We start from the raw sequence: 15,670 nt of genomic DNA, 5'->3' as shown, positions 1-15,670 counted from the left end.
GCGCCTGCCCTCAGGCCAGCAGCGCCGCCCGGATCGCTTCCGGCTCCAGCCGCTCCCGCTCGGCAATCGCCACCAGTTGCCCGCTGCGCGGCTCGCCCGCCCGCCACGGCCGGTCATAGTGATGGCGCACGCGCGCGCCCACCGCCTGGACCAAAAGGCGCATCGGCTTGCCCGCCACCGCGACATGGCCTTTTACCCGCAGCACGCCATGCTCTGTCGCCAGGCGCGCGATGCGCGTGGCAAGGTCTGCCGGATCGGCGATTTCGCCCAAGGGCACCACGGTGCTGGCAAAATCGTCGTGCTCGTGATCGTCCGCGCCATCGTGGTGCGACGGGCGCGCGGCAATGTCGTCTTCGGCCGCCGCGTGCAGGCCCAAGATCACGCGCGGATCGGCGGCGCCTTCGGCCAAGTCGATCACTGGCACGGGGCGCGGCGCGGTTTGCGCGATCACCGCCCGCGCCTGCGCCAGCCCGTCCGGCCCGGCCAGATCGCCCTTGGTCAGCAGCACCATGTCGGCACAGGCAAGCTGGTCCTCGAACACTTCGGCCAGCGGGGTTTCGTGGGTCACGCCCGGATCGGCGGCGCGTTGCGCCTCAAGCGCCACCAGATCGGGGGCGAAGCGGCCGGCGGCCACGGCCTCGGCATCGGCCAAGGCCAGCACGCCATCGACGGTGATGCGGCTGCGGATCGCGGGCCAGTCGAACGCCTTGAGCAGCGGCTTGGGCAGCGCCAGGCCGGAAGTCTCGATCAGGATATGATCGGGCCGGGGATCGAGCGCGAGCAGGCGCTCTACCGTGGGAATGAAATCGTCGGCAACGGTGCAGCAGATGCAGCCATTGGCCAGCTCCACGATGTTTTCGGCCGGGCAATCGGGAATGGCGCAGGATTTGAGGATGTCTCCATCCACGCCCAGCGTGCCGAATTCGTTGACCACCACCGCCAGCCGGCGCCCGCCGGCGTTGCGGATCAAGTGGCTGATCAGCGTGGTCTTTCCCGCGCCCAGAAAGCCGGTCACGATAGTGACGGGCACTTTTGCCAGATCCGGCATGCACAAAACCCTTCCGCGCGCCAGCGACGGACAAAGGCAGGGCTTCACCGGAACGATCCGGCCGGGCGCGCGGCGGCGGGCCGGCGCACGAAGGCGCCCGCCACAACGCAAGCCCGTGCAGCCCAAGCCGCACAAGTCTTCGTCGCCCAGACGGAAGTGTTACCGTGCCCGGACCATCCCCTGGATCAAGGCAAGAGCGACCAGTGCGCCGGCAGGTCTCCTGGCTCGTGGGTCAGGGCTTGATGCACGCCTTCCCAGGCACTTGGTGCCCAGTGGCCGCCCCCGGCCAAAACCGGAGACAAAGTGCATCGCGCTCGCCACTTACAGTTGCAGGGACAGCTGCGGACTTGGGGCAAAGCCCCGCACCGCATTCCCGATTAAGCCCCTCTCGGGGCACCGACGCGATCTTTGCGAACGACGGGCCAGGCCCGTCCTTCGTGGCTGCATCTAGCCCAGTTCGAAAGCCAAGCCAACTGTCCTTGGCATCAGGATGGTTCTGCCACCTCGATCTCGTCCAGCCGTTGCCAGCGATAGATTGCCAGGCTGGCCAGCCAGCACAGCGCGAACAGGCCAATGATGGCAAAGCCCAGGCCATTGAAATTGCCGGCCAGATCGGCGGCCAGGCGAAAGGGCGCACTGCCCAGCCCCAGCTTCTGCCCGATCAGCGCGGCCGCCTCGATCCCGCCGATCACGATGGCCACCAGCGCGGAAACCAGCGTGATGGTGATATTGTAATAGAGCTTGCGGATGGGTTTGACGAAGGCCCACTCATAGGCGCCGAGCATGACCACGCCATCGATGGTATCGACCAGCGCCATCCCCGCCGCAAACAGCGCGGGCAGCACCAGCACGGTGCCCAGCGCCAGCCCGCTCGCCGCCTGGCTGGCCGAAAGGCCGAGCAGCGCCACTTCGGTGGCGGTGTCGAACCCCAGGCCGAACAGGAAGCCCAGCGGCGCCATGTGCCAGCTCTTGGTGACCAGGCGGAACATCGGGCGGAACAGGCGCGAGAGCAGCCCACGCCCAGCCAGCAGCAGGTCGAGGTCTTCCTCCACATAGGCGCCCCCTGCCCGCACATGGGCAAACGTGCGCCAGACGCCACGCAGGATGATCAGGTTCATCGCCGCGATGGTGAACAGGAACAGCGCCGAAACCGTGGTGGCGATCACGCCGCCCACCTCGCGCCAGGCACCAAACCGGGCGAGCGCCGTGGCGGTGAGCGCCACCGCCACCGAAGCGAGCGCGATGATCGCGGCATGGCCCAGCGCAAACCACAGGCCCACGGCGACGGGCCGCTGCCCCTGTTGCATGAGCTTGCGCGTGACATTGTCGATCGCGGCGATGTGATCGGCATCGACCGCATGGCGCAAGCCAAGGCCCCAGGCGAGCAGCGCGGTGCCGAGCATCAGCGGTTGGGCGTGGAACAGGCCCAGCGCCCAGACCCAGGCAAGCCCATTGGCAAGGACCAGGCAGGCGATAAGCACGGTGATGCGCCGCCGCAGCGGCGACGCGGAAAAACGGGATGATGCAGGCACGAACAGACACTCCGGCCAGGGTTGCGACTGGACCGGACACGCTTGTTGCGCGCGCACGCCACGCATGGCGCCCGCGCAGCCGCGCCCGGCCGCGATGGCGTCGCTCTGACGGAATGAACCGTGCCGCAGCCATCCCCTGGGCCAAGGCCATCCCCCGGACGGAGGAACGAGCGACCTGCGCCGGCCGGTTTCCTGGCTTGCGGGTCAGGGCTTGATGCATGCCTTCCCAGGCCTCGCCCGTCTTGGCGTCCGGCCCAGTGGCTGCTTTCCCGCCGATACCGGGAAAGCGGTATGCATCGCGCTCGCCGCTTACAGTTGCAGGGACAGCCACGGATTTGGAGCACCAGGCCCCGCACCGCGTTCCCGATTGAGCCCTCTCGGGCACCGGCGCGATCTTGCGCCCGGCGATTGCGCACCGGGCGGCAAGGGCATAGCCAGCACTCCGCCCCGGCGCAATGGCAAGCCGCCAAACCGCCCCGCTGCGGTTGCAAGCCCCTCACAATTCGGCAAACATGCTGCAACGTGTCGGGCAGGAGACGTTTTCGTGCAGCAGGTCGCGCATCGCAAACAGCATCGCAGACTGGTGACGCTGGTAGCACCGGCCACGGTGCTTGGGCTCGCGGCCCTGGCCACGCGGCTGCCGCTGGCCCAACGCTACCCTGCGCTCGCCCTGGCGCTGTTTCTCTGGCTTGCCGCCGACAGTCTGATGCTGGCCCGCCTGGCCGACGCCGATGGCAAGCGCCCGGCGGCAAACCAGATCGTTGCCACGCTCGCCGCTGCCTGCGCCATCGTGGCGATTGCCTCACCGCCGCCCTTGCAGGCCGCGCTACGCACCATGCCGGCAGCGCTTGGCGGCATGGTGCTGGTCCTGCTGGCACATGTCGGCATGGCAACCGTGCGCGCGCGGGGTATCGTTCTGGGTGCCGATCGGGATGCGCGATGGGAACGGGCCGCAGCGCAGTTTCTTCCTGCGCCGCTGGTGCGGTTCGCCAGGCTTGAACTCGCCGTCCTGCACATCGCCTTGCTGCGCTGGGGCGGACCGGCGGACGTTCCCCCCGGCGCGCGTGCCTTTGCCTATCACCGCCACCTGACGCCGATGGCCATCGCATTGCTATCGCTATCGGCGATAGAAGTTGCGGTCTACCATCTGTTCCTTGGCCACTGGAGCCGCGTGGCGGCGCTGGCGATGTTCATGGTGAGCGACCTGGGCCTGGTCTACCTGGTCGGACTGGTCAAATCGTTCCGCTTTCGCCCCATCCTGATCGACGGCGATGGCGTGCGCGTTCGTGCCGGCTTCCTGATCGACCTGCTGGTGCCCCTTGCGCAGATCGACCGCGTCACCATGGCGTTCAGGGGTGACGAGATTCGCGATTCCGGCACGCTCAACGCGGCGCTGCTGGCTTGGCCCAATGTGGTCATCTACCTGCGCGCGCCGGTCGTTCGCACCACCTGGCTGCGCCGGGGCGCCTATCAGCGCGTGGCTTTTCGGCTCGACGAGCCCGAGCCGTTCGTGCGCCTGCTGCACTGGCGGCTGGAGAACCCCTAGGGCGCTGACGGCAAGCCTTCAGTGTACAGAGGAAAACGCCCATTGCAGCGTGCGCGCCATGGCAAAGGCGCCGCCGCGCACGATCGGCAAGGCAGGCAGCATCACGTGCCGCTGGTGCAAGGCCTTGGCCCAGGGCGGCATGAGATCGACCGCCGCCTGAAAAAGCACATGCTGTGCCGGCGCGGCGGCCAGCGAGGGCGCGGGTTGCGACAACACCATGCGGGCGACCTCGCGCGTGCGTTGGTCGGCTCGCAGTTCGGGGCGGAATGCCGCCATCAGTGCCTCCGCCTCGGCGCGGGTTTCCGGGACCGGATCGGCGTCCAGCCGCCGCGCAACCAGGCCTGCCTGCCTGATATAAGTATCCTGGTCGGCGCGCGTCATGCCCGGTTCGCCATAGGCGATCCAGGCGTCGAGAAAGCATAGTGCCTCGCACACGTGAACCCAGGCCAGCAAGCGCGGATCGCTGGCGCGATAGGGCGTGCCATCGGGCAAAGTGCCTTGCACATGCGCATGGACGGCTTTCACTTTGTCGATCGCAGCATCCGCCAGGGCACGATCGGCATAAGTCGTCATGGCAATGAACCGCGCGGTACGCCGCAACCGGCCGGGCATGTCGTTGCGGAACGTGCTGTGGTCCCACACCCCGGCCAGAGCGGCGGGGTGCAACATCTGCAACAGCAGCGCCGCGACGCCGCCGATCATCATCGTGGTCACATCCCCGTGCACCCGCCAGATCACCGAATCGCGCGCGAACAATGCATTGTCCGATCGCACGACCGGACTTTGCCCCCTCGCCCGATCGTGGAACACCGCCTGCACCTGCGAAACGAGCAAGCGCCGCAGCAGCGCGGTTGGGGCAAGGTCCGTCGGGCTGGTCACGCCGCAAGGATTGCCCGAAAGGCGGCCGGCGCGCCAGCGGTTAGCGACAGGCCAGGGCCTGATGCTGCAGGCCATGAGCACCCCCGTGGTGACCATGGCCTGCAGAGAAGCAAAGAACCAACCGGCGCGGGTTCAGAAGTTGAAGCCGAGACGGGCGCCAAAAGTGCGGGGCGGACGCAAGCCAACCACCGGCAGACCGAGCACGGGATGAACGAACGACATCGACTTGATCACGCGGTCTTCGATGTTGTCGACAAAGCCCGAAACCGAGAAGCGGTCTCCCGCGGCGTGCCAGGTGAGCGTGGCGTTCGAAACAGTCGTGGCGTCCTGGTATTGCCCAGAAACATACTCCTCGCCCAGCCAGTACCCGCTTTCGATCCGCGTGCCGACCTGCGCATCGATGCGCGATCCACCCGCCAAATCAAACGTATGGCGATAGGACAAGTTCACCGTCCATGTGGGCGAAAGCGGCACGGTGCGTCCCGCACAATTGACCTGAACCGCAGCTTGCCCGGCAATGGCCGTCGTGGGGCAGCTTGTCTGCGCCGGGCCATTGGCGGTGCTTTGGGTATAGGTGAATTCCTTGTAGCGGGAATGCAGGTACTGCACGTCTGCGCTCAGCGTATCGCTCGGTGCGGGCTGCCAGGTTATTTCCACTTCCGAGCCATAGATTTCGGCCTTGCCGGCATTTTCGGTGATGAGGTCGAAGCCGGCCGGCTGGATCGGGCCAAGGTGCGTCACCTGCTTGTTGCGGTAATCCCAATAGAACAATTCGGCGTTGACCTGGAGCGTGTTGCCAAGGAAGCGGTTCTTGCTGCCGATCGTATAGGCCGTAAGCGTTTCGGGCTTGTAGGTGTTGGGCGGCTGCGAGCCGAAGAACCCGCCAGCCTTGAAGCCGGTTCCAACGTTGGCATAAAGCAGCGACTGCGGGCCGGCGTCGTATTCGACACCACCTTTCCAGGTTACGCGGTTGGCAGTCAGGTCACCGCTGAGCGCGGCATAGCAGGCGCCCGTCCTGGCATCATAGGGCGCGCAGGTGGAAGTGGATTGCCCAGCCCCCAGCGGCGAACCGTGGTTGCCCGCCTGCGTCTTGTGCTCGTGCGTGTAGCGCAGGCCGCCCGTCAGGCGCAGGCCATCTGCCAGGGCAAAGGTCAACTGGCCGAAGGCGGCATAGCTGCGGGTGTTGAGCAGCGGATTGGTATAGCTGAACGATACCCCCTGGTTGGCAAACAGGTTGAAATGCAGGTCTTCGTTATAGAAGAAGCCGCCCAGCAACCACTGGAGCCGCGCCGTCTTGTTGGACGAGGCCAGCCGCGCTTCGAGCGAGGTGGTCTTGGCATTTTCCGAAACCTGCAACGGAAAGCCGGGGTTGTACTGAAGATAATCGTTGCTGCTGTCCCGATAGGCCGGAATGACCGTCAGCGTGGCATTGTTGAACGCATATTCGGCTGTCGCCGAAACGCCCACGTTGTTGGCATTGACATAGCCCTTGTCGGTAAATGCCGGCAGCAGATTGGGATTTTGTCCGCCCGTGATGCCAAGCGAGACATTGCGCAGCAGCGCATTGCTGCCATCGGCCGTGGGCCCGGCATAGGCATTGGAAGACAAGAACGGCGAAAACACGGCGCCCGGTCCCTTGCCCCCCTGGTGCGCATAGTCGCTGGCGATCAGGACGTGAAAGCGGTCGCTGGCGACGAGTTTCAACTGGGCGCGCACCGCTTCGCTGCGATCGTCGTTATAGCCATCGGAGAAATAGCCATCACGGCGGGTGATCTGCCCGGCCACGCGGAACGCCGAACCGCCACCGAGCGGCGCATTGAGCGCCAGTTCGCCGCGCCACAGATTGTAGTTGCCCACTGTCACGTTGCCGCTGGCTTCATAGACATCGTCGGGCTTGTGCGCGATGATGTTGAGCGCCCCTGCGGTTGCATTGCGGCCATAGAGCGTGCCCTGCGGCCCCTTGAGCACTTCAACGCGGTCAAGGTCGTAAAACAAGCCGTCGGCGCCAGCCGAGCGGGCGATGTAGACCCCATCGAGGTTTACCGCCACGGCCGGTTCGGCATAGGCATTGCCGGCAAAGTTGCCCACGCCGCGCACCGTCACTTGCGTACCGGCCCCGCCCGACGCCGCCAGCTTGAGCGCCGGCACCAGTTTGGAAAGATCTTGCGGCTGGCTGACGCCAGCATTGACCAGCGACGCGGCATTGACTGCCGAAACCGCCACGGCCACGCGCTGCAGGTTTTCCGAGCGCCGCTGCGCCGTCACCACGATATCGCCGATCCCGGTCTGCGGTGCTTCTGGCGTGGTTGCCGCGCCGGCGTCTTGCGCCTGGGCCAGCGATGGGCTGCTTGCCAGGGCACATGCCGCCGCCGACCACAACAGATATTTGGTCATCAAACCTCTCCCTTGAAATCCCGGCCTTTTCCGCCGGTTTTAAACTGCGCCGTTGTGGCGTCAGGCCTGTGCGAAGTTGGCGCCGTGGATCACCGCAAACGCCAGGATTCCCACCCGGCAGCCACACCCGAATGCAAACCCATGGCTTTCGATGAATGCGACGCCAATTGGCGTGCCCGTGGCGATCGGCCCGCTTGGGCAGAGCGTTCTCATCGTTTGCTGAAACGCGCCAACTTCATGCGCCAAGCCCTCCTCCGCGCTGGCGGCGCTAACGGCCACCTAACTGACCAGATCCCCATTAATGTACGATCTAGTCATTGTCACGCGAAATATGCGGCAAGCAGCCCTCGCCGCCCGCCGGGCACCACCGCGCCGCAGGCTGAACGCCTGCAACCGCGGTGAACCGGCGGGCTTTTGCCGCAGCCACCATCAGGGAGGATTTGCAAAACGCTGCGCAGCATGGGCGCACGAGACCGTCGGGCAGGATGCGGGCGACACAGCCGCAGGGAGCAGCGCTGGCAGCCGGCTTGGTTGGCGCCGGATCAGATCCGCGCCCGCTCTGTCCTCAGCAAAAAAAGCGACAAGGCGGGCGATGCCGCCAGCGCGCTGGCCCGCAAACTCATAAGCCTGGACTATGGCCGGGCGCGGTGTTGGTCCCTCTTTTGCGGGATGCTCCACGGGCTGTCGAACGCCGTTCGCACGTAGACGGCAGAGACGCCCAGCATAGTCTCCCAGAGCAAAGACAATCTGGTGAAATGGTGCGATGGTTGGCGATCCATACAGGGCACAGGTGCATGGTTCATGGCTGGCTATCCTTGCGGCGGCGGTGAAAACTGCCATCCGGAATACCCAGCCCACGCCCGTTCTGGCCAACCAATTGATCGACAGAGATCATTACCTGTGTTTATGATCTTGCATGCGCAAGATTCCCCCCCTGGCGGCCGTTCGGGTGTTCGAAGCGGCGGCGCGACATGAAAACTTCACCGCCGCCGCCCAAGAACTGGGGATGACCCAGGCTGCTGTCAGCCACCAGATTCGCCTGATCGAAACCCATCTGGGCCAGCAGCTGTTCCGGCGCGAGCGCCAACGCGTGGTCCTGACCGACGCAGCGCGGCGCGCGGCGGCAAACCTTGGCAAAGGCCTCGACATGATCGAGGCCGCCTTTGCCGAGATGCGCGCCGATGACGAAGGCACCCTGACGATTTCGACCACGCCCACATTTGCCAATGCCTGGCTGGCATGGCGGATCGGCCGCTTCCAGATGTGCTATCCCGATATTGCCGTGCGTCTGTTGATGCAGGAAGGGCTGGCCGACTTTGCCGGCGATGGCATCGATGTGGCGGTGCGTTCAGGATACGGACCCTGGCCCGATCTTGCGACGCATCGCTTGATGGAGCAGGATTTTACCCCGATGTGCAGCCCGGCATTCCTGGCGGCACAGGGTGGACAGATCCTGGCCGAGGACCTGCTCCGCCTGCCCCTGATCAGCCCGCATGATCCCTCGTGGGCCTGCTGGCTGCAGCAGGCGGGGCTGACACGGGCAGACGAAGCATCCTTGCAGGGCATGCGCATGGATTCGCAGGCAAACGAAGGCCATGCGGCAATGGCGGGCCAGGGCGTGGCGATGCTGACGCCGTTTTTCTGGCACCAGGACATGGCCGAAAAGCGTTTGGTTCAATTGTTTCCCCAGGTGTCCAGCCTGGGCATGGCCTATTGGATCGCCTATCCCGACCATCGCCGCCGGTCCCGCAAGATCCGTCGCTTTTGCGAATGGCTGCTGGCCGAAATCGGGACATTCAAGCAGCCATCCTGAAATCGCCGCCCTTCACCGGAAAGGGCAATGTGGGCGCCAATGTCCTGGCCGGGGGCCGAGGCGAAGGACGTCCTCTAACGACCTGGACGGGGCAGACACGCACTATGGCTGGGGCGGCAACGACGCGCTGGTGGGTGGCCTCGGGACGGTCGCAGCGACGGGCACAACGACCCATTTAACCCAAATGGAATCTGGGCTTAAACGTGGTTCCAATTTTCCGGAGAAGTCATTTCTCGCTTTGAACGCAAAGGAACAAAATGACTTTGATGGTAGCGGAGGAGGGATCGGCCCGTCTATCCTGCAATGTTGATTTTAATTACAATATTAGCTTCATGGGGGAACGCGCCACCCCTAAAAATACCCCCACTTTTGCCATTCTCGACGAATCGGGTATTAGTAGCGACAAAGTGATGCCGCAGTTTCTCAACCGGCACAGCAGCCCAATCAAGACTTCTCTATCATGTTTGGCCCATCATCGTAGATTAGCGGATGACGTCCGCCCCACGAGCAGACCGCCCGCTTCCGACAGGCGCCAGCCCGTTCTCACCTACCCCATCGGCCAGCGAATAACCGCTTGTGCTTGAAGCCGACGTCCGCTTTTGTCAAAACCCGTCAGCCAATACCCTACGGACGAACGAACGGCTCTGGTCGACTGCTGCTGGGACATTTCTGCCGGTCGCTGCCGCAACTGGGTATGTCTGGTTCCGCCGAAACCGGCCGTTCGTGAAGCCGGGCAAGCCCTCCCTCGTATATCTAGGCCTGCGGACGCTGCGGACTTTCCGACTTAAACGTGAAAACTGGTAAGCGGACAGGCTCCAGCCGCCCTGCGGCTAGAACACGGGCCGAATGCAACGCAAAAATTCGCTGGCCAATCCTTTCTGTTTGTCGAGAATTAACAGATGGACGATGATGCAATAACGCCCGTACCCGGCACCGGACACAACCATGGCAAGCCGATTTTGCTGGCAGAGGTTGAGCTGATCGGTGTTGCTGCCGAGTCCGTCCAAGGTGGCGGTGAAGCGAAGATTTGGACCCGTCTAGCACTTACGTCGGATGATCCCGGCTTTCAGATGATCGCTGAAAATCTCAGCAGTGCGCTATCGCATCTGGCTCATCAAGCTGGGACAGTGGTCGATCTCTCGCGGGCAAACTGTATCGTGCTTGTCGTTCGACCGGACAAGCAGGCGGAATTGTGGATCGACGGAGCGGCGACTTGTTTGCAAATGATGTTGAAGCGCTCCGTTGCTGCTTTGGCGCCCGTTTTCGAGACAGATATCGCCGATGTAATCGGTATGTGGTTTCCTGCACTCAGCATCGATCGTTCGGATCGCTTGCTGGTGTTGTTTCGGGAGAATTGGGGATTCGGCCTATTTTTCGATCTGGCTCCCGATGGAGAGCTGGACATCGAACATTCGCAGCAGGAGTTGGGTCGTCTGTACCGCCGGCTCAAATTCCGCCAGCTCTATGGCGTCCTGGCCAACAATCATGTGTTCGACCGGCTGGTTGCCGCCGGGTGGTTTCCGTTCGTGGAGCTTCTCGGGAGCGAGTTCCAGGAATTGGTAAACCACTGTTCCGCAGGTTTCGCGATGGACGAGATCGAAGCCAAGCTGGTTGCAAATTTTGATGATGTTCGCCTCGACCATATGGTGGCCCGTTGGGAAGCAAAAGCGAACCTAAAGGACAAGATGCCACTGCTGCGAGAGGCTGTCCGGTATTTCAAGGCACGAGAACCGATCGCGTCCATCAAGATCGCCATCACCGAAATCGAAGGCGTGCTGCGCGCCGAAGCGCCCGCCCCGTCGCCCGGCGGTCGCCTGAGCATGAAGGATTTGCTGGAGCACGCCATCGATTCAGCGATCAAAAAAAGCGGTGGGCCAGACACTTTGCTCCTGCCCGACGCGTTCGCCCTCTACCTGCGCGAGTACACGTTTGCGCAATTCGATCCCTCGCAAGGAATGGGGCAAGCTGGCTCGCGCCATGCCGTCGGGCATGGAGCCGCAGCGGCCGACAGCTATACCGATGCGCGAGCGCTTCAAGCCCTACTTACGATCGACCAATTAGCTTTCTACACCTAAGTCCTCAAGGCTAGGCCTCATCAGGCGGCTGCCCGCTTCGCTTCGGTCGGCAGGCGCGGGCGTAAATCCAAGATGTGGACCTGCAGACGGAGCGTGCCTCCGAGGCTTGACACGATGCGTGCCGCCTCATCCCGGAGCAAGCTGGCCAGTTCATCCAAACCTATCCGCGATCCGGTATCTGGGTGTTCCCACTGCCGGTCCGCAGCGAGGGTAATCAGCAAGCAGCCGGATCGGCTTGTCTCAGCCGCCATATATTTTGTGACGAGTTGGTCCTTGATGGTATCGCGTAGATCGCGCGCACTACGTCCATCGGCCAGCTTGAGTTCGATAATGGCTTCATGAGCGGAAATGGTGGAGCGGAGCCGGATATCAGTTTCTTTTTCATCCGCCGTCGCCGCTTCCTGATCGATCTTGTAGAGCCCATTCGCATAGTGGCTCAACTCGCGCGCGATCTCGCGGCGCATAACTCGCTCGTCGGTGATGCCCGCCCAAGCTTCGCGCGGGGACACATCGCGCAATAGCAGATCATCGATGTCGTCCAGCCGATCGACCATTACGGCAAACATTGCTTCATTGGTAGCGGGAGGAGCCTCGCCGGTCTGGTCGAGAGCGACCGCTTGAGCGTCGTCGAGTGCGATCGAATCGACCTCCCCGGCCCAATGCTCTTCCGCCACCGCAAGAATGCGATCCTTGAAATGCTCGCAAAGCGGATCGGCGGCCATCTCTAGCTTTGCCGCCCATCCTTCCTCACCATTCGCCTCGAATATGGCGCTGACGATGGCATTCCGCCCACGTTCCGCATGATCGCGCTCATCGGGCGAATAGCTGCCCTCGTGCTCAACATCGTCGGCCAACCGAACATGATGATAGGATAGCCTAAGCAAGCGCAGGAGGATCGCAGGGGTGAATTGGGCGTTCGATAGATCGACGCCGTCGTGCCGATCACCAAAGAGCGAGGAAATCCATCCCACCGCTTCGCTGCGTTGGGAGGGCTGAATATCTGCTATGCGCCTCTCCAGTGCTTCTACGCCAGCGCTGGCATCGAGGCGCATCAGGGTCGGTAGCCACACGTGAGCAAATGATGCAGGAATATTATCACGCAGCCGCTGGTTGGCGAGATCACGCAAATGCGTCCGTGTCTCCTCATCACCATGTTTCATGAGGATATCGACAACCCGACCAAGGCGATTTGCCGCGCCGTCTTTGTCCTCATTGTGCCCGACAACATCACCACGATCATTTAGCCAGGTCCGAAGACGCGGCAGGAAGGCAGCGACCACCGCGTTGGGCGCATGACCGATGCTTTGCAACAGCATTGAGTGCCATTGCGCCCCCGCCTCGCTTCTCAGTTCAAGACTCAGTTCCTCACCCAGCGTGGCATCGACCGCCAATGGATGGATATCCGCCAGTGCCTCCATCCACAAAGGAAGACCATTGAGTTCAATTGGAGCGTAGCGGGCTGCGAGCTTTGCTTCCTCATCCGAAAGTTTGGTCGCCCATGCCGGATCTTCCGCTTCGGCATAGATCGCAGCGAGCCCTAACTGCCAGCGGACGAGGTAGGTGTTCTTCTCACCGTCCGAGCGCTCGCTAGCAAGCGTCGGTCGGTCGTTTCGCCACTGCTCCATGAGGGTGAGCCGTAAACGATCCGCTGTTTCCTTGCCGAAGTTCGCTTCGATGAAACGGCGGTTCCATCCTGATTCCCGGCTATCGTCTCCGGCTTGGCTCATGGCCCGCCACAAATTCCAAGCGGTGTTCCCGCCTCGTTCGGTAGAGAACGCCTTGTCGGGCTGTTTCGCAATGTCGCGCCAGAAAACTATCCAGCTTGCACGGTTCTTCGCCTCACGCCGCTCTTGCTGCTTCTTGCGTTTCGCGTCTTCGATTTCCCAGCGCTTAAGTTCCTTGGCCTGCTCGGACGGCTTCAAGCTTTCATCGATTCTGCCAAGCAATTCCGGCTGGTCGGCAACCAGCGCTTTCAGTCCAAGCAAATGATCACGCCAAGCGTCCGGACTGGGAGCAAGACGTATCGCACCCTCTAGCAGCATGGCCCGATCCACTGGTGGGCGGGCAGCATCGGCGAGCGCCGCCATGATCCATGCCCTATCGCGTTTGGGATCGATCTGCGTAGGGCCCTCATGAAAGACAATTCTGGCGTAACGTTTCCACGGATCGGTCGTGGGGCGGAGCGACTGGAGCAGCGCGTCGTCCGCCCAAAACAGTTGGGCGCTCAGGTCCGAAGGCAAATTGGTAAGCGCACTCTTGAGCTGAACAAAGACCTCGTCGCTCCCATGCTCGCGATGCGGCAATCTCATGGCGAGGACGCTGGCTCGTAGCCAGTCACCGGTCACCTCGCCGCGCAAGCCAAGTACGCAGGCGGCGGCTAGCGCATTGGCAAGATACGGTCGATCGGCGGTAATATGCGGCCATTCGGCTTGCCATTTTAGGCCATCGGACACCAATGCAGACAGTCCATCGCGCAGTGCTTCCAAGTTAGCCCGGTTCATCCCCGCGTTGGCAATCAACCGGGGCAACTGCCAGCTCAAATTGCCAACGCTACGCTTCTCCTCTTTGAGGCGCGCCAGGATCTGGCAGAAGCGCTCAACACTGAGGTACTTAGGAAAAAGCCGAAGCACGGCCCCGCGCGCCAAATCGTCCAGCCAACGTGTGGGATTTTGTAAGATATCGTCGGCTACCTCGCTAATGCGTGGATCGTTGATGGCGATAAGCGCATCAAGGGCGACAATCCGCTCGACCCGCGAGACAGCCATGTCGAGCGCGGTCGCATAAGCGATATCCCGGCACCCGGCGATGCGTCCGGTCTCGACAAGGTTAAGCAACAACACACGGACCTCAGGGTTTTCGATACCAGTAGCCCACAAGCGATTTATTTCGTCAGACAACTCCGGCGAAGCAAATCGATGAACTTGAATATGAGGGATTCTGAGGCCGCGCCAGCCACCCTGACCATAGCGCTCGACATAAGCACGCAGTGCTTGGTTTCGCTGGGCCAGGGTCAGCGATTCCGGATCGCCATCGTTGAGCAAAACTCCAGGTTCATGGTCGCGCAGCATCTCGAAAACCAGACCGTCCGCAAGAGCGAGCCAGCCTGCGATCGGGCGCATGGACGGACGGACGATGGTTTTGCCTTTTGTCTCCACGAAGATCAGGCGCTTGAGCGCACGCGTCGTCATGCCACGTGCCCTTAGGGCCTGAATACGCTCGGCGGCGAGATTTTCCGCGACCGAACGGTGATGGAAACGTACACGTCCATAGGAGGCAAAGCCGAACAGCGCGCGTTCCAATAGCGCCTTACGCTCGTCCGCCTTCCAATCAGTTAAGATGATCGATGGATCGAAGGCGGCGGCTTCGGTTCCGGCATCGGCCTCGGCGCTATGTCGGATGGTGAGCCGACGGGTCGTCATCATGGCCAAAGCCAGACGCCCCGCTCCATCGATGGCCCTGTCGACCGAAAGTTCTGCGGGTTCCCGCCGATCCTCCCGCGGCTTCAGCTTGATGCGGATGTTGGAGGCCACCTGTTCGCGATGTGTGCGAATCCGTTTGAAATCGCGCCAGTCGGCGCAGAGTTCGAGCAAGTCCTGAGGCCGCCGCGCAAACTCCTGCGCGTTGCGTTGACGTAGATCGGCCAGCAGAGCTTGTGGATCGTCGATGCCTTGCTCGCTTGCAAACTCAGCAATCTGCTCATCCGAAAATGGCATGAGCGCGACCGTGCGCCATTCAGGGGGAGTGCTGTCCTTTTCAGATTTCTGCCGGGTCGGACGCCCATGCATCGCAACCTGCGCAAAGGTTTCACCATTGGCTTCCGTTTCGGGTTGCGACGGCACCTCAAGTATGCGTCGGGCAAGCTGTTCATCAAACGGAACGGGCCGTGTGGTTATCACGACCCGGGCGCGTGCAAGCTGTCCGGCGATAGCCTTGTTCAACCGCTTTAATGCCTGCTCAAATGAGCCGAGGCTTAGTTTCAACTCGTCAATTGAATCCAGAAAGAAGGTTGCCACGTCGGATTGCGATGCGAGCCATTCATCGAGGCGCTTCTCTTCGTCATGGTCCAGCATGGAGCGAAGATCACTAGTGGCAAGTGTCGCCAGCTCCAGGAAGAAAGCCGGTTCACCAGCATCCCAGAGGCGTTGTCGCTGGGTACGGCATTCGTAGGTTTTCCCAGCTCCGGCCTCGGAGATGATGAGAACCCGTTTGGAGCGCAACAACTCGTCCCACCCTGGCGCGTTTGACCAGCCGAGACTGACGAGGAACGACTGTTGCCCCGCCTCATCGAGCCTGCCCTCTGGAATGTCACGGAAAGAGCGTTGGACTGCCATTCGAACCTTGTTCGTGTTTTGATCTACTCATGCACCTTATGACTCGCCGGAA

The 15,670-nt window shown here is 62.5% G+C and carries 8 protein-coding genes and 2 riboswitches; of the genes, 3 read left to right on the top strand and 5 right to left on the bottom strand.

Going from position 1 to position 15,670, the window contains the following annotated elements:
• Window positions 1-10: 10 nt before the first annotated feature.
• Window positions 11-1,048 carry a cobalamin biosynthesis protein CobW gene (cobW, locus tag FHW94_RS15845; protein WP_168556796.1) on the bottom strand — a complete coding sequence of 346 codons (1,038 nt, stop codon included), beginning with the start codon at window positions 1,046-1,048 and terminating at the stop codon, window positions 11-13.
• A gap of 192 nt (window positions 1,049-1,240) precedes the next feature.
• Window positions 1,241-1,464: riboswitch (cobalamin riboswitch) on the bottom strand.
• Between the two features lie 69 nt (window positions 1,465-1,533).
• Window positions 1,534-2,580 (bottom strand): HoxN/HupN/NixA family nickel/cobalt transporter, encoded by a 1,047-nt coding sequence (locus FHW94_RS15840; RefSeq protein ID WP_349237533.1) that lies wholly within the window; start codon window positions 2,578-2,580, stop codon window positions 1,534-1,536.
• A 164-nt stretch (window positions 2,581-2,744) separates the two neighbouring features.
• Window positions 2,745-2,984: riboswitch (cobalamin riboswitch) on the bottom strand.
• Between the two features lie 179 nt (window positions 2,985-3,163).
• Between FHW94_RS15840 and FHW94_RS15835 the strand changes: the two genes are divergently transcribed.
• Window positions 3,164-4,126: a hypothetical protein gene (locus tag FHW94_RS15835; RefSeq protein ID WP_168556794.1), complete on the top strand. Its 963-nt coding sequence runs from the start codon at window positions 3,164-3,166 to the stop codon at window positions 4,124-4,126.
• An 18-nt stretch (window positions 4,127-4,144) separates the two neighbouring features.
• Here the strand turns inward: FHW94_RS15835 and FHW94_RS15830 are convergent, their stop codons facing one another.
• Both FHW94_RS15830 and FHW94_RS15825 read right to left on the bottom strand, forming a co-directional pair.
• Window positions 4,145-5,005 carry an oxygenase MpaB family protein gene (locus tag FHW94_RS15830; protein ID WP_349237532.1) on the bottom strand — a complete coding sequence of 287 codons (861 nt, stop codon included), beginning with the start codon at window positions 5,003-5,005 and terminating at the stop codon, window positions 4,145-4,147.
• A gap of 132 nt (window positions 5,006-5,137) precedes the next feature.
• Window positions 5,138-7,399: a TonB-dependent receptor gene (locus FHW94_RS15825; RefSeq protein ID WP_168556792.1), complete on the bottom strand. Its 2,262-nt coding sequence runs from the start codon at window positions 7,397-7,399 to the stop codon at window positions 5,138-5,140.
• Between the two features lie 916 nt (window positions 7,400-8,315).
• Here FHW94_RS15825 and FHW94_RS15820 point away from each other — a divergent pair.
• Entirely contained in the window at window positions 8,316-9,212 is an 897-nt protein-coding gene (locus FHW94_RS15820; RefSeq protein WP_168556791.1) for a LysR substrate-binding domain-containing protein, read from the top strand.
• A gap of 899 nt (window positions 9,213-10,111) precedes the next feature.
• A complete protein-coding gene (locus tag FHW94_RS23080) occupies window positions 10,112-11,287 on the top strand; it encodes a hypothetical protein (protein WP_210425697.1) in 1,176 nt (391 codons plus the stop codon).
• Window positions 11,288-11,307: 20 nt separating this feature from the next.
• Here FHW94_RS23080 and FHW94_RS15810 read toward each other — a convergent pair whose 3' ends face one another.
• Window positions 11,308-15,618 (bottom strand): ATP-binding protein, encoded by a 4,311-nt coding sequence (locus tag FHW94_RS15810; protein WP_168556790.1) that lies wholly within the window; start codon window positions 15,616-15,618, stop codon window positions 11,308-11,310.
• Window positions 15,619-15,670 lie beyond the last annotated feature (52 nt).

Origin of the sequence: Novosphingobium sp. SG720, from assembly GCF_012275365.1 — a bacterium.
Classification (GTDB): domain Bacteria; phylum Pseudomonadota; class Alphaproteobacteria; order Sphingomonadales; family Sphingomonadaceae; genus Novosphingobium; species Novosphingobium rhizosphaerae.
The sequence above is the reverse complement of the archived record's forward strand: the minus strand, read 5'-3'. Positions and strand labels throughout refer to the sequence as shown.